This window comes from Nocardia sp. NPDC058058 (genome assembly GCF_042885355.1).
GTDB lineage: Bacteria > Actinomycetota > Actinomycetes > Mycobacteriales > Mycobacteriaceae > Nocardia.
Map to the genome: position 1 here is coordinate 314,496 of NZ_JBHVSA010000005.1, position 19,335 is coordinate 333,830.

The following is a 19,335-nucleotide window of genomic DNA, read 5'->3' on the forward strand; positions in this document are numbered from 1 at the left end:
GGCGCGGCGCGGCCCCGTCATTCCGATCTCCCGATGTCCTTCTCGTCCAGGGCCTGCACCGCGGTGGCGAAACTTCGCCCCCGATGGGTGTAGTCGGCGAACATGTCCAGGGATGCCGCGGCCGGGGCCAGCAGCACGGTGTCGCCTCGGGTGGCGTAGCCCGCGGCCACGCGCACCGCGCGGGCCATCACCGCTTCGGGTTCGATTTCGGTGAAGGGGTCACCCATCCCTGCATCGTCCCCCGAATTCAGCTCCACGACGGGGACATCGGGCGCGTGTCGCGCCAGTGCGGCGGCGATCACCGGGGCGTCGACGCCGAAGAGCACGGCCGCCACCAGGTGCTCGCGCACCTCCTCGACCAGATCCTCCACACTCGCGCCCTTGAGCTGGCCACCGGCCACCCAGATCACCGACTGGTGCGCCAGGATCGAGGACCGCGCGGCGTGCGGGTTGGTGGCCTTGGAATCGTCCACGAAATCGACGCCGCACAGCTCCCGCACATGGGCGGCGCGATGCGGGCCGACCTTGTGCTCCTGCAATCCCTCTTTCACGAATTGCGGTGCCACATCGATGGATCGGGTGAGCGCGGCCGCGGCGAGCGCGTCGGCGACACCGGCCGGACCCTGCGGGCTGATATCGCTCGTCTCGGCCAGGATCGCGGCCTTGGTGAAGGCGCGGTCCAGCAGTTTGCCGTCCACCACGCCGAGTTCACCGTCGGCGGGTACGCCGATGCGGAAGCCGACGGTGCGGCGCGCCTTGGACTTTCGCGCCAGCGCGGCCGCGACCTGATCGTCCAGGCCGACCACGCCGACGCGTCCGGTAAGTGCGCGCGCCTTGGCGGCGGCATAGGCGTCCAGGCCGCCGTGCCAGTCCAGGTGATCCTCGGCCACGTTCAGCACCACACCGGCTTCGGGTCGCACCGAAGGGGCCCAATGCAATTGGAACGAGGACAGTTCCACGGCCAGCACCTGCGGCCCCGGATTGCGGCGCAGCGCGTCCAGAATCGGCAGTCCGATATTGCCGCAGGCCACGCTGGGGATCCCGGCGGCCCGCAGAATCGAGTGCGTCATCTGCGTGGTGGTGGTCTTGCCGTTGGTGCCGGTGATGACCAGCCACTTGCGCACCGGACCGTAGATGCGCGCCTGATCGACCCACCAGGCGAACTCGACATCACCCCATACCGGAATGCCCTCGGTGACAGCCGAGACCAGTATCGGGGAATCCGGCCGCCAGCCCGGGCTGGTGATGACCAGCGCGAACCGTTGCAGCGCATCGGGTTCCAGCAGATCCGCGGTGGTCGCGGTCTGCAAGCCGAGTTCGGCGGCCTCGGCCAGGGCCTTACCGCCGCCGTCGGTCACCACCGGGCGGGCGCCGATGTCCTGTAGCGGCTCCACCAGGGAGCGCCCGGACACCCCCCAACCGGCGACGAGCACGTCACGACCGCGCAGGAATTCGAGCATGGGGCCTGGCGAACGCAGGACCCTCGGAGAATGTTCGACCATCAGATGTTCACCCGACCGCGGAGAGGTAATCGCTGTAGAACAGGCCCAGACCGATCGCCGACGCCATGCCGGCCAGCAACCAGAACCGGATGATCACCGTGGTTTCCGCCCACCCTGATAATTCGAAGTGGTGGTGGAACGGCGCCATCTTGAACAATCGGTTCCGCGTGGTGCGGAATACCGCCACCTGGAGAATCACCGAGGCGGCCTCGGCGACGAAGAGCGCGCCGATCACGATCATCAATAGTTCGGTGCGGGTGGTCACCGATAGGCCCGCGAGCAGACCGCCCAGCGCCAGCGAACCGGTATCACCCATGAAGATCTTGGCGGGCGCGGCATTCCACCACAGGAAGCCGATACACGCCGCACCGCCCGCGGCGCACACCAGCGCCAGGTCCAGCGGATCGCGCACGTTGTAGCAGCCCGCCTCGGGATGCGTGGTGCAGGCATTGCGCCACTGCCAGAAGGTGATGATCATGTACGCGCCCAGCACCAGCGAGATGGAACCGGCCGCGAGACCGTCCAGGCCGTCGGTCAGGTTGACCGCGTTGGACCACGCCACCACGACCAGGCTGACAAACAGCAGGAAGACCACCACGCTCATCGACACCGTGGCGATATCGCGGGTGTACGACAGATGCCTGCTGGCCGGGGTCAACCCGTTCGCGCCCTTGAATTGCAGTGCCAGCACACCGAAGATGACCGCCGAGGCCAACTGCCCGATGTACTTGCCCGCCGCGGTGAGCCCGAGATTGCGCTGCTTGCGCAGCTTGATCATGTCGTCCAGGAAGCCGACCGCGCCCAGCGCGGTGGCCAGACCCATCACCAGCAGACCGGACGCGGACGGGCCGGGCTCGCCGTAGCTCATCGAAATCAGGTGTGAGCCAAGGTAACCCGCCCACATACCGGCCAGGATCGCCACGCCGCCCATGGTGGGGGTGCCGCGCTTGGCCTTGTGACTTTCCGGGCCGTCGACCCGAATCTCCTGGCCGAAGCCCTGTTTGGCGAACCAGCTGATCACCGCGGGGGTGAGCAGAATCGAGACGGCGAGCGCGATGGCCGCCGACAAGAGAATCTGAGTCATCGCGCGGCCTCCAGCAGGTGCTCGGCAACGGTCCAGAGCCCCACCGACTTCGACGCCTTCACCAGCACCACATCACCCGGTTCCAGTTCGGCGTCGAGAATCTCGATCGCGGCTTGCAGGTCGGGCACCAGTATCGACTCTTCACCCCAGGAACCCTCCATCACCGCCCCCTGATGCATACCGTGCGAGGGCCGCCCGGTCCCGACCACTATGAGCCGGTCCACGTCCAAGCGCACGACGAGCCGGCCGATGCGATCGTGTTCGATCACCGAATCGTCGCCCAGTTCACCCATTTCGCCGAGCACGGCCCAGCTGCGGCGGCGGCCGATCTCCCGGCCCTGCCCGTCCGCACCGGCCGCGCGGGACATGGTGACCAGCGCCTTGAGCGCGGCGCGCACCGAATCCGGGTTGGCGTTGTAGGAGTCGTTGATCACGGTCACGCCGTCGGTGCGGGTGCGCACATCCATGCGGCGGGCCGAGGCCGCGCCGGCACCGGAGAGCGCCTGCGCCACCGTCTCCAGCGACGCGCCCTGGTTCAGGGCCACCGCGGCGGCGGTCAGCGCATTGCCGACCTGATGCTCACCGTGCACGGCGAGCCGGATCTCGATGGATTCGCCGTTGTGGTGCAGCGTGAATCGCGCCCGCGCCTGCTCGTCCATCTGCACATCGGTGGCGCGCACATCGGCGTTCGCGGCCATACCCACGGTCACCACGCGGGCCTGTGTGCGTGCGGCCATCTTGGCGACGAGGTGATCGTCGAGGTTCAGCACGGCGAGGCCGTCGGCCGGAAGGGCTTCGACCAGTTCACCTTTGGTCTGCGCGATGACTTCCTGACTGCCGAATTCGCCCAGGTGCGCGGTGCCGACATTGAGCACCGCGCCGACCGCGGGCGGCGCGATCTCGGTGAGCGCCTTGATATGTCCGGGTCCGCGCGCGGAGAGCTCCAGCACCAGGTAGCGGGTGCTCGCATCGGCGCGCAGCGCGGTCCAGGGGTGGCCGAGCTCATTGTTGAACGAACCGGGCGGGGCCACGACCGCGCCGAGCGGGGCCAGCACGGCCGCCAGCAGATCCTTGGTCGAGGTCTTACCCGCCGAACCGGTCACGCCGACCACGGTGAGCGTGCCCGCCGCCGCGAGCCGATCGACGCTCGCGCGGGCCAGCTTGCCCAGCGCGCCGAGCACGGCCGCGCCGGAACCGTCGGTGTCGTACGCCAGCGCGATGGCGCGGCTGGCATGCGGTTGCGGCGTCACCACGATGGCGGGGACGCCGACCGGGCGCGCGGCCAGCACCGCGACCGCTCCGGAGGCCACCGCGCGGGCGGCGAAGTCGTGGCCGTCGGCCTTCTCACCCGGCAGCGCCAGGAACAGGTCACCGGGAGTGATTCGGCGCGAATCGAATTCGACCGCTCCGGTGACCGTCGCATCGGGGTCGGGGACGTCGTGCAGCGTGCCGCCGACAATGTCCGCGATCTCCCGCAAAGTCATCTCGATCATGAATGTGTCAGGTCCCTCGTCCTTCGCGACAAGGCCGCCGCGAGCACCTCGCGGTCGTCGAACGGATACTTCACTCCCGAAATCTCCTGCCCTGTTTCATGTCCCTTGCCCGCGATCAGCAGCACATCGCCGGGTTGCGCCCAGTCGACGGCGGCGGCAATGGCCTGTGCCCGGTCCCCGACCTCCCGGACCTCTCCGCGTTCGTCCGGCGCAACCGCATCGGCTCCGGCACGGACCGCGGCGCGGATGGCCGCGGGCTCCTCACTGCGTGGATTGTCATCGGTGATGATGAGCAGATCGGCGCCGCGCGCTCCGGCCGCGCCCATCAGGGGGCGTTTACCGGCATCGCGATCACCGCCCGCGCCGACCACCACGGCCAAGCGTCCGTTTCCCTGTTCCGCCAACAGTGCGCGCAGGGTCGCCACCACCGATTCGATGGCGGCCGGTTTGTGCGCGTAGTCGACCACGGCCAGGAAATCCTGTCCGCGCTCCACCCGCTGCATCCGGCCGGGCACGTCGACCTCGCCCAAAGCCGAAGCGGCGGTGGCGACTTCGGCTCCCGCGGCCGCGCACACGGCCAGCGCGAGCAGACCGTTGGCGATGTTGTACGCACCCGGAAGCCGCAGGCTCACATCGAGTTTCACGCCCGGACCGGACGCCTCGAACCGCTGGCTCGCCGCACCGGGTACGGCCGCACCGGCCACCCAATCCGCTTGTACGCCAGGGGTTGTCGTCACGGTCACCGGTTCCGGACGGCCATCCGCGAGCGCGGCCACGGTCACGTCACCGGCCAGCCGGACGCCCCACTCGTCATCGACGCACAGCACCGCCGTCGCGGCGGGCACGACGGCCGAATCACCGGCGACGAACAGACGGCGCTTGGCGGCGAAGTAGTCCTCGAAATCAGCGTGGAAATCCAGATGATCCTGCGAGAGATTGGTGAACGCGCCGACCGCGAAGGCCACGCCGTCCACCCGGCCCAGCGCCAGCGCGTGACTCGATACCTCCATGACGACCGCCTGCACACCCTGTTCCACCATGACGGCGAACATGGCGTGCAATTGCGGAGCCTCGGGGGTGGTCAACGCCGAGGGCACCCGCTGGCCGCCGATGCGGGTTTCGATGGTGCCGATCAGCGCGGTGCGGAATCCGGCGGCCGCCAGTCCGGCCTCCACCAGATACGAAGTCGTGGTCTTGCCCGAGGTTCCGGTGATGCCGATGATGCGCAGCGTGCGAGACGGATCACCGTAAAGGGCCGAGGACAATTCGCCGAGCACCGAGCGCGGGGCATCGTGCACCAGCACCGGCACGCCGATCTCGCCGATCAATTCCGCGCCCGCCGGATCGGTGAAGATCGCGACCGCGCCACGCTCCACCGCATCGTGCGCGAAACGCGCGCCGTGCGAGTGCGCACCGGCCAGACCGGTGAACAGATCACCCGGCCGGACCGCGTTCGACCGCTGCTCGATACCGGTGATCTGCACATCCGCCGGAATTCCGGCCGCACCGGCCGGACGGGCGTTCGTGAGCTCGGCGACCGTGCGCAGGGCGGTCACCGGCGGTGCGGCGGGCCGAAGTACCTGCGGACTGTCTTGCGCGGGCACGAAGCTCCTCTCCGGGACGGTGTTCATCGAAGGTCATAGGTGCGAATCCGGTACTCGGACTCGGATCGACGTGTCAGGTTACCTGTGTTCGGTCACCGTGCGATCGGCACGCCGGAGTTCGGTCACCCGCCCCGGCGCGAGCCGGGCGCGGTGTACGTCACGTCCATCGCAAACCCGCTCTAACTCGCCTGCAAAATCAGCTGTTTGGCCGGTGGTGACGGCGGCACCCGATCGCGCTGCAGTGCCCAGGAGGCGATGGCGTGGAACAGCGGTGCGGCCGATCCGCCGCCACTGCCGTCGGAGCTGCGCACGGGTGCGTCGAGCATCATGCCGATCACATAGCGCGGATTGTCGGCGGGGGCCATACCGGCGAAGGTGATCCAGTAGCGATCGGTCGAATAGCACCGGCACTTCTGATCGATCTGCTGTGCGGTACCGGTCTTGCCCGCCACCTGATAGCCCTCGATGGCCGCCGGACTGCCGGTGCCCGACTGGATACCGCGCGGATCCTTCTGCACCACGGCCTGGAACATCTGCCGCAGCGTCTGCGCGGTCTGCGGGCTCACCACCTTGATCCCGTCCGGCTGCTCCTCCTCGGTGCGGTGCCCGTCCGGAGCGATCTTGGCCTTGACGATGCGCGGCGGAATCCGCACCCCGTCATTGGCGATGGCCTGGTACATGGCCGTCATCTGCAGCGTGGTCATCGAAAGACCCTGGCCGATGGGAAGATTCGCGAAGGTCGAACCGGACCACTGATCGCGCGGCGGCAGTACGCCCGCACTCTCACCGGGCAGGCCGACACCGGTGCGCTGCCCCAGGCCGAACTTCTTGAGCATGTCGAAATAGCGGTCCTCGCCGACGCGCTGCGCCAGCATGAGGGTGCCCACATTGGAGGACTTACCGAAGATGCCGGTCGTGGTGTACGGGGCGACCCCGTGCTCCCAGGCATCGTGCACGGTGACACCGCCCAGGCTGATCGCGCCCGGAACCTCGTGCACCTCATCGGGATCGGTGAGACCGTATTCGATGGCCGCGGCCGCGGTGACGATCTTGTTCACCGAACCGGGCTCGTACACCTCCGCCACCGACGGATTGCCCAGATCCGATTGCGACCAGAACTGCGGGCCCATCGCGGGATTGAAGGTGTTGTCATTGGCCATCGCCAGCACCTGACCGGTGTGCGCGTCCAGCACCACCGCCGAAGCCGCCTGCGCACCGGACATATCCTTGGCCTGCTGCACCTGCTGCTGCACGTAGTACTGCAGATCCTGATCCAGGGTGAGCTCGACGCCGTAACCGTTCACCGCGGGCACCTGATCGCGCCAACTGCCCGGGATCACCGCGCCGTCCGAACCGCGGTCATAGGTCATGGAACCGTCCGAACCGGCGAGGATCGCGTCCATCGCCGATTCCAGGCCGATCTGCCCGTGCCCGTCCCAGCCGGTCGCGCCGATCATATTGGCGGCCAGCGAACCACCGGGATATTCGCGCATATCCTGGCGCTCGCTGCCGACCTCCGGGAACTTCAGGTTGATATCGGCGGCGATGCGCGGATCCACATTGCGCACCAGATAGGCGAACGGATCGTCACTGCGCAGTTTGGTCAGCAGGTCCTTCTCCGGCGCGGCATTACCCAGCTTCTCGTGAATGTATTTCGCGATGGCCTGCAGGCGATCATCCGGTTCGGGCTTCTTCGGATCCTTGTCATGCGCCTCGGCCAGATCCTTGCGCACCTTCACAGGCTGGAAGGTCAGCGCCTTGGCCGCGATGGTGAAGGCCAGCGAATTGCCGTAGCGATCGGTGATCGGACCGCGCTTGGCCGGATCCGGCAGCTTCACGGTGCGCTGACTGGCCGCCTGCGCCGACAGCATGGGCGCGGAAAAGCTTTGGATCCAGAGCAATTGGCCCGCGGTCACCAGCAGGGCCAGCAGCATGAGCACCCGGCCCACCCCGAACCGGAACCGCGTCGAGCCGTCCATACCCGCGGCGGTGCGCGGTCTGGCGCTGCGCCCCGGCCCGGAACCCGCACGGCCGGAGCCGGATCGGCTGCGTGCGGCGGCCGCCCGTCCCCGGCCGGAATCACGGCCACCGCGCACCGCGCGGGAAGAACTCATCGAGGCGTTCCATTCGGCGCGGCCTGCAGCGCCGGGGACTGCGGCGCCGGATTCTGCGGCGCGGTAGCCGGATTGGGCGCGGTGGTCGGCGGTGTCGTGGTCACCGGCACCGGACGCTCACCCTGGGTCTGTTGCACCGCGCGCGGCGCGGTCGGGGGCGGCGCCGAGGGCGTGGTGTTCAACGGCGGCACCGGACCGCCCTGCGCGGGCTTGGGATCGCCGATCACGATGACCTGACCGTCCGGGCCCACCACCAGGCGGGCCGGATCCTTGGCCGGGATCATGCCGAGTTCGGCTGCGCGCTGGGCCAATTCGGGCGCCGAATCGGCGGCCTCCACCTCACGCTGCAATGCCGCCTTCTCATCGGAGAGTTGCTCGTTGCCGCGCCGGGCATCGCCCAGGTGATAGCTGTCCTCGGTGGCGCGGGTGGTGAGCAGCAGCGTCAGCGCCAGCCCGCAGCCCAGCAGCGCGATGATGGTGGCCACGAACGACATGCGGCCGCGCGGGGCGTCCGCACCGCCCATGCGCCGCAGCACCGGGGGCAGTTCGGCGCGCTCGCGACTCTTACGACGGGCATAGGCGCGTTGTGCCGCACCGGATTTCACGGGTTCGGCGGCCTGTGCCCGGCGCGCCCCCCGCACGGTGCTCTGCGTCTTGATCGTCATAGGGCGGCCCCGTTCCACGACGGGCGCGCGTGCCACCTCCGAGTCCGGTATTCCCGGACGGGCGTTGCCCGCCACTCCCCGGCCGTGTCCGCTCGCCGATTCCGCACTTGCCCGCTCATTGCGCAACCTCCCCTGCGATCCGTTCCGCCGCCCGCATGCGCACCGGGGCGGCCCGCGGATTGTCTTCGATCTCCTGCTCGGTGGCTTTTTCCGCGCCCCGGGTCAGCAGCTTGAATTCCGGTCCCATACCGGGCAATTCGACCGGCAGATCGATGGGGGTGCGCGAGGCCGTGCGCTTGGCAAGCTCCGCCTTGACCACCCGATCCTCGAGGGACTGGTAGCTCATGAACACGATCCGGCCGCCGGGCGCGAGCGCGTCCAGCGCGGCGGGCACCGCGGCTTCGAGGGATTCCAGCTCGCGATTCACCTCGACGCGCAGCGCCTGGAAGGTCCGCTTGGCCGGATGACCACCGGTGCGGCGGGCCGCGGCCGGAATGGTGGCGTACAGCACCTCCACCAGCTGCGCGCTGGTGGTGAACGGGGTTTTCTGCCTGCGGCGCAACACTTCCGAGGCGATCTTGCCCGCGAAGCGTTCCTCACCGTAGACCTTCAGCACCCGGGCCAGATCACCGTGACCGTAGGTATTGAGCACATCGGCCGCGGTCGGCCCGGTGCTGGAGTCCATCCGCATATCCAGCGGAGCGTCGATCGAATAGGCGAAACCGCGATCGGCCTCGTCCAACTGCATGGAGGACACGCCGAGATCCATCAGAATCGCGCGCACCGAACCGGTACGCGGCAGCCCGGCCTCTTCGAGGGCGTCGGCGATACCGTCATACCTGGTGTGCACCAGCGTGATTCGGTCCTGGAACGGGCTTAGTCGCTCCCCCGCCAGTTTCAGCGCCTCGGTATCTCTGTCGAGCCCGACCAGGCGGATATTGGGGTAGGTACGCAGGAAGTGTTCGGCATGACCACCGAGGCCCAGCGTGCAGTCCACATAGACGGCGCCATCGAGACCCAAAGCGGGACCGAGGATTTCGTCGGCACGATCGAGGAGAACCGGGACATGGCGGGGGCCGTCATTGCCTGGGTGCACCTTCGACCTCCCGGACCTCACATTCGTCGCACGGCCGCTGACGGGTCGCTTGCGATTCGGACTAAGCACTGAATCGATGGCCAATGCCCCAGGGTCTCTGACCGAAGCGCGGCACCTGGCGTTGGGGAAGTACGTCAGGGTCCACGTCGGGCAGAGGCCGCAGGGCACTCGCCTCGCTGTGGGCTAGAAAATTCCGCCCAGCGACTCGTCTCTGGCCTGCGAGTAATCCTCCTCATGCTCGGCGAGGTAGCTCTCCCACGCCGTCTTGTCCCAAATTTCGAGGAAGTCGACCGAGCCGATCACCACGCAATCCTTCGAGAGGTTCGCGTAGCGACGATGCTCAGCCGACAACATGATGCGTCCCTGGGCGTCCGGACGCTGTTCATCCGAGGAGGCAGCCAGGTTACGGACGAACGCGCGAGCCTGCGGATTGCTTCGGGACGCGGCGGCGGCTCGCCGCGCGAGCGCGGTGAACTCTTCCTTCGGATACACGGCAAGGCTGTGGTCTTGACCCTTCGTGACCATCAACCCTCCCGCCAAATCGTCCCGAAACTTCGCAGGCAACGTGAGTCGCCCTTTGTCGTCCAGTCGAGGGGTATAGGTACCGAGGAACAAGTCCCAGCACCTCCTACCGGATCACCCTCTCGACTGTTCGGCCTCCTGTAGTGCGCGCTCCACATTACCCCACTTTCCCCCACTTTCAATCGAAAGCGGCGGTGATCTCAGTCCCCGCTTGGCGAACTTCGCAGGTCACACCAGCTATCACACGGGTGGGGAACTTTCCCCGCAGTTCCCCCGACACGCGCGGCACGCGGCGGGCAGGACCCGACAACAGTCAGCAAACCCGCAGATAGCGCGCATTTCCGGCGGATGTGGGTGAGCGTGGGGGAACCCCGTGGGGGGAGGTGGGGAAGGCCGGGAGGGCATCGACACGCCGCTCGACTTCCACAAGAAACGCCGTGGCGCCACACCTCAAATCGGTGTGGCGCCACGGCGTGTCGCTCTTGTTTCAGTTAGCCGAACAGCCGCCCCCTATAAGAGGGAGCGGACCGATCAGTTGTCCTGCTCGAACCGGCGGCGGAACCGGTCCTCCATACGAGATGAGAACCCGCCCGACTTCTTCGCCCGGCCCTGGCCGCCGCCAGGACCGCTACCCGAGGCGGGATGACCATCGCTGCCGCGGCCACCCTGGGACTTCATCCCAGGGCCACCGGTCAGCAACAGCACTCCCGCGCCGAACATGACGATGAATCCGATCAAACTGATGATCGGGAAGTCGCCCAGCTTGATGGGCGCGGCGATGCCTGCCACGAGCAGGAACAGACCAAGGACGAACAAAGCCGCCGACTGAAGTCTGCGCCGGCCGGTGGCGGATCGTAAGCGTCCGCCCCGAACCGTCGAGGCGAACTTGGGGTCCTCAGCGTAGAGCGCGCTCTCGATTTGTTCGAGCATGCGCTGCTCGTGCTCGGAGAGTGGCACGGTACCTCCCCCGGCACTAGGTGGTGGCGGTCGCCTCCGGGTAAGCGACAGATAGCCGGCGTTGGCGGCTGTCTGCCACCAATAATACGAGTTCGATCAGGTACCTACCACCTACTCGCCGATAGTCATGCCAGCATTCCGGCAACCCAGCCCGTTCCGGGACCCAATCGTGATGCCTGGGCCAGCAGATCTTCCACGTCATGCAGGAATGCGCCTACCCGCGAAGAGAACTCGTCGGCGCGCCGATCATCGACCGGACGGGGCAGACCGGCCTCCAGAGCGGCCCTGGTTTCGGACTGCGCGCTGAAGTAATCCGCCCACATGACGAATTCCGGTGCGGCGGCCTGCATCATGACCCAGGCATTGCGCGAACGCGCCCGGGGCGCGCGATCCGCGCCCGTCAGCGCCAGCACCGCGCCCGCCCCGCGCAATGCCGCCAGATAGGCCGTTCGGAAGCGCTCGGCCGGATCGGACTCCCCCGCGGCCTGCATCAACAGGCCGTCGGCGCGCCGGAGCAGTTCACCGGCGCGGCCGGGATGGGCCGGACGTTGGTTTCTACCGGACATCGGGTACCTCCCCACTCGCATACCCCGATTCCACGGGACCCCCTCAGGGCGAGAAGAGCCTCCAGAAAGATCGAACAGGTATTCGAAGGTTTCAATTGAGTCTGACTCTAAAGACACCCACCGACAAGTTCCGGCGCTCGACCACGCGGCAACGCCAGGCGAGAACGGCGCTATCGTCGGACCATCCGTCCGCGCCAACGAGAGCTGCGCCTGCCCGATGACCGCCGTCACCCCCAACACCACACCCGCACCCGTCGTCGTCGATCTGTCGGCGGCGACCATGCGCGTCCGGCTGCATGACGCCCTCTCGGTATACGTCGCGGCGATGGACTACCCGCGCGGCACCGAACATCAGCGCGCGCCCATGTGGACCGAGCACACCACCCGGCCCGGCTGGCAGGCCGTGGCGGCGGTGCTACCCGATGACGACGGGCGCCTGGACCTGCGCACCGCGCCGATCGTGGCCATCGCCTACGGGTATCACGGTGCGGCGCACCAGTGGTGGCATCAGCAGGTGTACAGCGGGATGCGGCGCACCGGCTGGCCGGAACACGCTGCGCGCGAACTGCTTTCGAATTACTTCGAATTGACCGAACTGCATGTGCATCCGGCCGCGCAGGGGCGCGGCATCGGGGAGATATTGCTCACTCGGCTGCTGCAGAACCGGCCCGAGCGCATGGTGCTGCTGTCCACCCCCGAGGTGGACGCCGAGGCCAATCGGGCTTGGAAGCTCTATCGCCGACAGGGATTCGGAGACGTTGTCAGACATTTCATCTTCTCGGGCGATACGCGCAAGTTCGCGGTGCTCGGGCGGCGGTTGCCGCTGTGAGTGTGCTGATCATCGGGTCGGGGCACAACGCACTGGTCGCGGCCTGTTATCTGGCTCGGGACGGGCATCGAGTGGAGGTGCTCGAGCGGGATACCGTGATCGGCGGGGCGGTCTCGACCGTGGAGCGGTTTGCGGGGCATCAGGTGGATCGCGGGTCGTCGGCGCACATCATGATCCGCCATACCGGGATCATCGAGGAGCTGGAGCTCGCGAAATTCGGGCTGCGGTATATCGACTGTGATCCTTGGGCTTTCGCGCCCGCGCCGCCCGGGGTGGACGTGCCGCCGATCGTGTTCCACCGCGATGTGGAGGCGACCTGCGCGTCCATCGCCGCCGCGTGCGGGGCGCGCGATGCCGCCGCGTATCGAGAATTCGTCCGGGTGTGGGGACCGCGGACCGCGCGGGTCATGCGGAGTTTTTCCGGTGCGCCCACTCCGGGACGATTATTGAAGTCGTTCTGGGGGCTGGACGCGAAAGGCGGCGGGAGCGCGCTGTCGCGGGAGTTCCTACAGAGCGGAGACGCGCTGCTGGACAGTTATTTCGACGATGAGCGGCTCAAAGCGGCGCTGGCATGGTGGGGTGCGCAATCCGGGCCGCCCATGTCCGAGCCCGGCTCCGCGCCCATGGTCGGGTTCGCGGCGCTCATGCATACGCTGCCGCCCGGACGGGCGGTCGGCGGTAGTGGGGCCTTGACGACCGCGCTCGCGGCGCGATTGCGGGCCGATGGCGGGGTGATCAGTCCCGGGGATGCCGCGGTGTCGCTGGCACGGTCCGGGAAAGGCTGGCGGGTCGAGACCGCGAGCGGGCGAAACCTGTACGCGGACACCGTGATCGCGGGATCGCACATTCTCACCACGCTGAAGCTGTTGGAGCAGGGCGGTTTCGACGCGGACACCCTCGTCGACTGGCGACGCCGGATCCGGGTGGGCCCGGGCATCGGCATGGTGGTGCGCGCCGCCACCACCGCACTTCCCGAGTACCCCGGCGCGAAAACCGGCGAATCCGCCCACGGCCTGCAACTTCTGGTGACCGACCGCCGCCACCTGCGTCGCGCCCACGGTGCCGCGCTCGCCGGTGATCTCCCACCGCGACCGGTCGTTCTCGCCATGAGTTTCAGCGCCCTCGACCCGAGCATCGCCCCCGCGGGCGAACATCAACTTTCGCTGTGGGCGCAATGGCACCCCTACGAACTGGCCGACGGCACCTCCTGGAGCGAGCACGCCGACCGCGAAGGCGACCGCATCATCGCCGAAGTAGACGCGCACGCACCGGGTTTCGCCGCCACCGTCCGCGACCGCTTCGTCCAGACCCCCGCCGACCTGGAACGCGAAATGGGCCTGCTCGGCGGCAATGTCATGCACGTCGAAATGTCCCTCGACCAGATGTTCATGTGGCGACCGCTCCCCGAGCTCTCACACCACAAAGTCCCTGGCGCGCCGGGCCTGTACCTCACCGGCGCGTCCACCCACCCCGGCGGCGGAGTGTCCGGCGCGAGCGGCCGCAGCGTCGCCCGCGTGGTTCGGCGCGACCTGCGGCCCGCCCGGCTGCGTCTGCCCCGCCGATGAGCGGCGACCTATCCCCGACCAGGACCGAACCGGCCCGGCTCGACGGCCGAAGGTCGATCTCAACGAGCGATCCCGCACCACTACAGCGGAACTCGGTGAACCGGGTGCGTGGACTTCGGGGGGCGGTGCGCTCCGGGGCGCGATACGGACGAATGCTCGTGCGGGGTGGGGTGAGTCGCACGGTTGTGGTGGCGGCTGTGCCCGCGGTGTTGCTGGTGCTGGTGCAGATCGCTTATCCGCTGACGGACGGGGTGGCTCGGGATCGGGTGACCGTTGCGGTGGTCGGGTTGTCGGCGGTGACGGCGCTGGTGCATGCGGGGTTGACGCGCGGGGTGCGGTGGGCTGTCGGATTTTTGGTGATCGTGTCGGGGATCGGGCTGGTGGCGGAGGTGGTGGGGACGGCTACGGGGGTGCCGTTCGGGGCGTACGAGTACGCGGTGGGGCGATTGGGGCCGGAGGTCGCGGGGGTGCCGCTGGTGGTGCCGCTGGCGTGGACCGGGGGGATCTATCCGGTGTGGATTGTGGCGGGGTTGCTGAGTTCGGCTGTGGGCGAGTGGGTTTCGCGCACGATGCCACGAGTTCGGCTGGCGGTGCCGCGGGTTTGGCTGACGATGCTCGGTGCGGTGGGGTGGGATCTGTTTCTGGATCCGCAGATGGTGGCGGATGGGCAGTGGGAGTGGAAGGCCGGGGCGGTGGGGTTGCCGGGGTTGGGGCAGATTCCGTTGACGAATTATCTGGGGTGGCTGGCGGTGGCGGCGGTGATGGCCGGGCTGCTGGAGTTGTGGGATCGGACCGCGATCGACAGCGGTGCCGCGCGGGTGGTGCCGGTGGCGGTTTTCCTGTGGACCTGGCTGGGGTCGGCGCTGGCGCACGCGGTGTTCCTGGGATTGCCGGTGTCGGCGATATACGGGTTCGCGGGGCTCGGGGTGCTGGGGATTCCGCTGGTTCGGGGGCTGATGGCCCGTCGAATCACACTGCGGCCCCTGGGCCATGGCACGATGTGAGCCGTGCCGAGTCCGATCACCTCCACAGCAGACGACCCGCTCGAATCCGCGACGCCGGAACCGGAGACTCGGCGAACGCGCCGATGGATGCGGATATCGGCCGTCATGCTGTTCGCGGCGCTCGCGGTCATGCTCACCGGATGCCTGCGTGTACAGGTGTCGATGGGCGTGTCCTCCAATGACCGGGTATCCGGGCGCATCGTGGCCGCCGCGGTCCCGCAGAACGACAAGGACAAAGGGCCGCAGCTGAAAGCGCCCGACGCGCTGTCCAGCAAGGTGCGTGTCGACAGCTACTCGCAGGACGGGTACGTCGGCAGCCAGGTGTACTTCGACGATCTGACCTTCGGTGAGGTGCAGCAGCTGGGCTCGCTGTCCGATCAGACGCAGGGCATGTTCACGTTGCAGTTCAACCGCGTCGGCGATCTGGTCACCCTGACCGGGCGCGTGGATTTGAAGAGCCTGCCGCCGCACGGTTCGGATGTGCAGTTCACCGTGGCGTTCCCGGCGCGCGTGGCCACCACCAACGGCACCCGCGAGGGTGATTCGGTGGTGACGTGGAAGCTGCCCGCGGGCGATGTGTCCACGCTGCGCGCCGAAGTCGGCTATTCCGACCCGAATACGCGCTCGTTCGCCGGTTGGGCCGGCATCGTCGGCGGCATCACCCTCGCGGTGGCCGCGGTGGTCGCGGTGCTGGCGTACATGACCCGGAATCCCGATCCGCCGAAGTACGTGCGCGCCGCGCGCTGGCTGCGCACCAAGCGCGATACGCGGGTGTGAACGCCCACCGCACCTGGGAATTCGCGGTGCGGGCCGGAACGGTACTCGCCGTCATGAGCGCGGGCACCGCACTGGTGAACCGAATCACGCTGCGGCAGTTGCGGGATGGGGATGTCGAGGTGACCGAACCGGTCACGGTGTGCGTCCCCGCCCGCGATGAGGCCGACCGCCTGCCCGCACTCATCGCCGATTTGCGTGCACAGCAGGGGATTCCGCTGTTGCGGGTGCTCATCCTGGACGACGATTCCAGCGACGACACCTACCGTGTAGCGCTCGACGCCATCGGCGGGGACGATCGATTCACCCTGCTGCGCAACGATATTCCACCCGCAGCCGGTTGGACCGGCAAGAACGCGGCGTGTGCGCGACTGGCCGCCCACGCGAACGAACTCGACCGGGTGGCCGAAGTCCTGATCTTCCTCGACGCCGATGTGCGACTGACCCCCGGTGCGCTCGCGGCGGCTGTCCACGAATTGCGCCGCACCGGAGCGGGTTCGGTCTGCCCATGGCCCGCACAGCAGGCCGAGACAGTGGCCGAACGACTGGTACAGCCCCTGCTGGCCTGGTCCTGGGCATCGACACTCCCTGTCGCACTGGGTAATGCGACGCTGTTCCCCTCGATGGCGGTGGCGTGCGGCCAATTTCTGGTCTTCGACGCAGCCGCATACCGCGCGATCGGCGGCCACGCCTCGGTAGCCGACCGAATCACCGAAGACCTCGCCATCGCACGCGAACTTCGCCGCAATGGCCACCGCACCGCCCTGGTAGCGGGCGGCGGCATTGCCGCCACCCGGATGTACCGGAGCGCAAGGGAACTCGACGAGGGCTACCGCCGCTGGCTGTGGACGGCCTACGGCGGAATCGCAGGCAGCGCCGCCGTCGGCGGCTACGCCGCACTCGCCTACTGGCTGCCACCGCTGGCCGCTGCGGTGGGACACGGGAGCGTGCGCCGAGTCGGATTGCTGGGCTATGCGGCCGCCGTGCTCGGAAGACTGGCGGCCCGATCAGCGGAACGTGGCGGACACTTCGGTCAAAAATCGCTGGAGCGTGGACAGGGCCACGAGCGGGCACGAATGCACCGATCAGGTCCGGGCATCACCGGCGCGGACGTCGTTTCGGCGGTGGCGCATCCGATTTCGGTGGCAGCCTATCTGGCCCTGTCGATTCGGTCGCACCGGGCGCGGCGGCACGGGACGTTGGCGTGGAAGGGCCGACTGCTCGGCGACAATCGGTGAGGCACCGGAATTCCGACGGTAGCGGTTGCGATCGGCCCGGGCCGAATAGTCCCGGGCAACAACCGGTTACGGCCCACGCGAGGCAGCGAGACGAGGTGGTCCTACGGGACCGGGGTGATGCCGATGGTGGGGAGGAAGAAGCAGGAGCGGCCCGCGTTGTTGACCACGCCGAACATGGTGGCCAGGACGGTGCCGGAGCCGGTGTCGACGGGGACGGCGCGGACGCCGCCGACCGGGAGGGCGCTGAGGAAGAAGTCGTGGACGGCCTGTTCGACCATGGGGCGCAGTTCGCCGGGGATTTGGGGCGGGAGCATGCCGTTGAGAACGTGCGAGAGCGAGCCCATGGGCGCGAAACCGCTTTTGCCCGTGGTGAGATTGAGCCAGACGACCTGCATGCCCGAGGTGTCCGCGCCATCGGGGCTCATACCGTAGGGGACGAACGCGAACATGGCCTGGCCGGCCTTCACGGCCGAAAGGTCAAGGCCGGGAACCGAAACGGCGTATTTGGGCCAGGGGCCGGGGATGGTGCCCGCGACGGCGGGGGCCATACCGAGCGTCGTGCCGTTCAGGCAGAAGGGGGCGGCGGTCGGGTAGAGGAACGGTTGCACGCCCAATTGCTGTAGACCGTCCAGGGTTTCGCCGTACGCGGCGAACCAGTCCGATGGGGCGGCGGTCTGGGTGGCGCGCGCGATGGCGCTCACCGCGGCGGCGGTATCGCGCGGACTCAGACCGTGTGCCATGGCGGCCGCCGCGCCTCGGGCGAGCGCGGCACCGAGACCCTCGCCGCTGTCACCGGCGGTCCCGGCCGTCACATCGCCCGGTCCGTTCGGTTGAGCCGCGCCGCCACGCATCGGATTCGCGCCGCCGTTCGCCGTCGCCGTACCGCCGTCGGTGGCCGATGGGGATGAGCCGGGGTTGGTTGGCTCGGCGGTTGCCGGTCCGGCGGCGGCCAGGACGGCGCAGGCGGTCAGGGCGCCTGCTATGCGGACGAGATTGCGTGACACGGGCATAGCGGGCTCCTCAACTTCGCGGTCGAGGGTGGACGCTACTCGGCTGATCGGTGCATATCCGACATTTCGCCCGGCATGCCGGGCGAGAGTCAGGCGTGCACGGGCGCGGAGGTGACGGTATAACCGAGGTTCGCCAGGACTTCGCTGGTGGCCTTGGCGAAGTTCAGGGTGATGAAATGCAGGCAGGGCGCGCCCTCGTCGATGAGGCGCTGCGCCATTTCGGTGGCGATCTCGATACCGGCGGCGCGCACGGCCGCACGGTTCTCCTCCGGCCCGTCGCCCGCGGCTTTGCGGAGGCGCTCGAGAACCCCGGCGGGAAGTTCGCGGCCGGAGAGCTCGACCGCGCGCTCCACCGTGCGCAACGAGGTGATCGGCATGAGCTCGGGGATGATCGGCTTATCCCCTTCGGCCGGATCGAGTTTCGCGACGCGGTCGCGCAGCCGGAAGTAGTGCTCCGGATCGAAGAACATCTGGGTGATCGAATATTCCGCGCCCGCACGAAGTTTCGCGATCAGATGCCCGGTGTCCTGATCCAGGTCGGTGGAACGCGGATGCCCCTGCGGGAACGAGGCGACGCCCACGTGGAAGTCGCCGAGATCGCGCACCATGCGCACCAGTTCCTCGGCGTACTCCACGCCCTCGGGGTGTTTGACCCACTCCCCCAGCGGATCACCCGGCGGATCGCCGCGCAGCACCAGCAGATTCCGGATACCCGAATCCGCGTACGCCCCGACGATCGAACGTAGTTCGCCGACACTGTGATCCACGGCGGTCAGATGCGCGACCGTCAGCAGCGTGGTCTCGCGCGCCAGCTGACCGGTGACCCGAATGGTGCGATCGCGGGTCGACCCGCCCGCACCGTAGGTCATGGACACGAACGCCGGATGCAGGCGCTCGAACTCCCGCGCCGCCCGCCACAGGCGCGCCTCACCGGCCGCGTCGCGCGGCGGATTGAACTCGACAGAGAACGGCACCGACCCGTCCGGGCGCGGCCCGAGCTGCTGGATCACCGAGCGAGTTCCGGACCCTTGCGGTGTGCGGGAAACTCGGCCAGGGGTCGAATATCCCCGTACATTGTCGAAACTCACGGCCCCAGTTTAAGGGCATTCGACCCGATGGCCCGCCGAGACCCGGCCTCACACGCTGCGAGAACACCTATTTCCCGCACCGAAGCGGACAATACGACCAGCCCAAAGCCCCCGCCCCCGCACCGAAGCGACCCACACCACATTTCACCTCGGCGGCATTCGCCGCCCGGCCGACCACACCCCGCAAGTGACTCCGTGACCGCACTCCCCGCGGACCCGCACCC

General features: G+C 68.2%; 17 protein-coding genes. 5 read left to right on the forward strand and 12 right to left on the reverse strand.

Annotated features, from left to right (window positions below; translation table 11 throughout):
• Positions 1-17: 17 nt before the first annotated feature.
• The 10 genes from murD to ACFVUS_RS40000 all read right to left on the reverse strand — a co-directional run bounded on the left by murD (position 18) and on the right by ACFVUS_RS40000 (position 11,603).
• On the reverse strand, positions 18-1,460 hold the full coding sequence (gene murD, locus ACFVUS_RS39955; RefSeq protein WP_364643684.1) for a UDP-N-acetylmuramoyl-L-alanine--D-glutamate ligase: 1,443 nt from the start codon (positions 1,458-1,460) through the stop codon (positions 18-20).
• A 49-nt stretch (positions 1,461-1,509) separates the two neighbouring features.
• A complete protein-coding gene (gene mraY, locus ACFVUS_RS39960; RefSeq protein WP_364643688.1) occupies positions 1,510-2,586 on the reverse strand; it encodes a phospho-N-acetylmuramoyl-pentapeptide-transferase in 1,077 nt (358 codons plus the stop codon).
• A complete protein-coding gene (gene murF / locus ACFVUS_RS39965) occupies positions 2,583-4,079 on the reverse strand; it encodes a UDP-N-acetylmuramoyl-tripeptide--D-alanyl-D-alanine ligase (RefSeq protein ID WP_387779389.1) in 1,497 nt (498 codons plus the stop codon). Before murF ends, mraY begins: the two co-directional genes overlap by 4 nt.
• On the reverse strand, positions 4,076-5,710 hold the full coding sequence (locus ACFVUS_RS39970; protein ID WP_387779392.1) for a UDP-N-acetylmuramoyl-L-alanyl-D-glutamate--2,6-diaminopimelate ligase: 1,635 nt from the start codon (positions 5,708-5,710) through the stop codon (positions 4,076-4,078). Before ACFVUS_RS39970 ends, murF begins: the two co-directional genes overlap by 4 nt.
• A gap of 152 nt (positions 5,711-5,862) precedes the next feature.
• Entirely contained in the window at positions 5,863-7,797 is a 1,935-nt protein-coding gene (locus ACFVUS_RS39975) for a peptidoglycan D,D-transpeptidase FtsI family protein (protein WP_387779394.1), read from the reverse strand.
• On the reverse strand, positions 7,794-8,462 hold the full coding sequence (locus tag ACFVUS_RS39980; protein ID WP_387779396.1) for a hypothetical protein: 669 nt from the start codon (positions 8,460-8,462) through the stop codon (positions 7,794-7,796). The genes ACFVUS_RS39975 and ACFVUS_RS39980 overlap by 4 nt, the downstream gene beginning before the upstream one ends.
• A 115-nt stretch (positions 8,463-8,577) precedes the next feature.
• Entirely contained in the window at positions 8,578-9,579 is a 1,002-nt protein-coding gene (gene rsmH / locus ACFVUS_RS39985) for a 16S rRNA (cytosine(1402)-N(4))-methyltransferase RsmH (RefSeq protein WP_387779398.1), read from the reverse strand.
• 162 nt (positions 9,580-9,741) lie between these two features.
• The gene (mraZ, locus tag ACFVUS_RS39990) at positions 9,742-10,173 is read right to left on the reverse strand and encodes a division/cell wall cluster transcriptional repressor MraZ (protein ID WP_364643704.1); all 432 of its coding nucleotides are present in this window, start codon (positions 10,171-10,173) and stop codon (positions 9,742-9,744) included.
• A 438-nt stretch (positions 10,174-10,611) separates the two neighbouring features.
• Entirely contained in the window at positions 10,612-11,037 is a 426-nt protein-coding gene (locus ACFVUS_RS39995; RefSeq protein WP_387779400.1) for a DUF3040 domain-containing protein, read from the reverse strand.
• A gap of 125 nt (positions 11,038-11,162) precedes the next feature.
• Positions 11,163-11,603 (reverse strand): SAV_6107 family HEPN domain-containing protein, encoded by a 441-nt coding sequence (locus ACFVUS_RS40000; protein ID WP_387779403.1) that lies wholly within the window; start codon positions 11,601-11,603, stop codon positions 11,163-11,165.
• Between the two features lie 217 nt (positions 11,604-11,820).
• Here ACFVUS_RS40000 and ACFVUS_RS40005 point away from each other — a divergent pair, with 217 nt between their 5' ends.
• From ACFVUS_RS40005 to ACFVUS_RS40025, 5 genes are all read left to right on the forward strand, one after another.
• Positions 11,821-12,432: a GNAT family N-acetyltransferase gene (locus ACFVUS_RS40005; protein ID WP_375968089.1), complete on the forward strand. Its 612-nt coding sequence runs from the start codon at positions 11,821-11,823 to the stop codon at positions 12,430-12,432.
• Positions 12,429-13,997 carry a phytoene desaturase family protein gene (locus tag ACFVUS_RS40010; protein ID WP_387779406.1) on the forward strand — a complete coding sequence of 523 codons (1,569 nt, stop codon included), beginning with the start codon at positions 12,429-12,431 and terminating at the stop codon, positions 13,995-13,997. Before ACFVUS_RS40005 ends, ACFVUS_RS40010 begins: the two co-directional genes overlap by 4 nt.
• Before the next feature lie 152 nt (positions 13,998-14,149).
• Positions 14,150-15,001 carry a carotenoid biosynthesis protein gene (locus tag ACFVUS_RS40015; protein WP_387779409.1) on the forward strand — a complete coding sequence of 284 codons (852 nt, stop codon included), beginning with the start codon at positions 14,150-14,152 and terminating at the stop codon, positions 14,999-15,001.
• Between the two features lie 87 nt (positions 15,002-15,088).
• Positions 15,089-15,778, forward strand: a complete 690-nt coding sequence (locus ACFVUS_RS40020; RefSeq protein ID WP_375968246.1) for an LppM family (lipo)protein — start codon at positions 15,089-15,091, stop codon at positions 15,776-15,778.
• Positions 15,779-15,831: 53 nt separating this feature from the next.
• Positions 15,832-17,013 carry a glycosyltransferase gene (locus ACFVUS_RS40025; protein WP_387779923.1) on the forward strand — a complete coding sequence of 394 codons (1,182 nt, stop codon included), beginning with the start codon at positions 15,832-15,834 and terminating at the stop codon, positions 17,011-17,013.
• Positions 17,014-17,114: 101 nt separating this feature from the next.
• Here ACFVUS_RS40025 and ACFVUS_RS40030 read toward each other — a convergent pair whose 3' ends face one another.
• A complete protein-coding gene (locus ACFVUS_RS40030) occupies positions 17,115-18,023 on the reverse strand; it encodes a hypothetical protein (protein WP_387779412.1) in 909 nt (302 codons plus the stop codon).
• Between the two features lie 89 nt (positions 18,024-18,112).
• Complete coding sequence (locus ACFVUS_RS40035) at positions 18,113-19,111, reverse strand: methylenetetrahydrofolate reductase (RefSeq protein ID WP_387779415.1); 999 nt, start codon at positions 19,109-19,111, stop codon at positions 18,113-18,115.
• Positions 19,112-19,335: the final 224 nt, after the last annotated feature.

What these genes read in the sequence shown, in the direction of transcription:
- ACFVUS_RS39975 (WP_387779394.1), bottom strand. Translation starts at nt 7,797, where the DNA reads ATGAGTTCTTCCCGCGCGGTGCGCGGTGGCCGTGATTCCGGCCGGGGA.
- murF (WP_387779389.1), bottom strand. Translation starts at nt 4,079, where the DNA reads ATGATCGAGATGACTTTGCGGGAGATCGCGGACATTGTCGGCGGCACG.
- ACFVUS_RS39970 (WP_387779392.1), bottom strand. Translation starts at nt 5,710, where the DNA reads ATGAACACCGTCCCGGAGAGGAGCTTCGTGCCCGCGCAAGACAGTCCG.
- ACFVUS_RS40005 (WP_375968089.1), top strand. Translation starts at nt 11,821, where the DNA reads ATGACCGCCGTCACCCCCAACACCACACCCGCACCCGTCGTCGTCGAT.
- ACFVUS_RS40025 (WP_387779923.1), top strand. Translation starts at nt 15,832, where the DNA reads ATGAGCGCGGGCACCGCACTGGTGAACCGAATCACGCTGCGGCAGTTG.
- mraY (WP_364643688.1), bottom strand. Translation starts at nt 2,586, where the DNA reads ATGACTCAGATTCTCTTGTCGGCGGCCATCGCGCTCGCCGTCTCGATT.
- ACFVUS_RS40020 (WP_375968246.1), top strand. Translation starts at nt 15,089, where the DNA reads ATGCGGATATCGGCCGTCATGCTGTTCGCGGCGCTCGCGGTCATGCTC.
- ACFVUS_RS40000 (WP_387779403.1), bottom strand. Translation starts at nt 11,603, where the DNA reads ATGTCCGGTAGAAACCAACGTCCGGCCCATCCCGGCCGCGCCGGTGAA.
- murD (WP_364643684.1), bottom strand. Translation starts at nt 1,460, where the DNA reads ATGCTCGAATTCCTGCGCGGTCGTGACGTGCTCGTCGCCGGTTGGGGG.
- ACFVUS_RS40015 (WP_387779409.1), top strand. Translation starts at nt 14,150, where the DNA reads ATGCTCGTGCGGGGTGGGGTGAGTCGCACGGTTGTGGTGGCGGCTGTG.
- ACFVUS_RS39980 (WP_387779396.1), bottom strand. Translation starts at nt 8,462, where the DNA reads ATGACGATCAAGACGCAGAGCACCGTGCGGGGGGCGCGCCGGGCACAG.
- ACFVUS_RS40030 (WP_387779412.1), bottom strand. Translation starts at nt 18,023, where the DNA reads ATGCCCGTGTCACGCAATCTCGTCCGCATAGCAGGCGCCCTGACCGCC.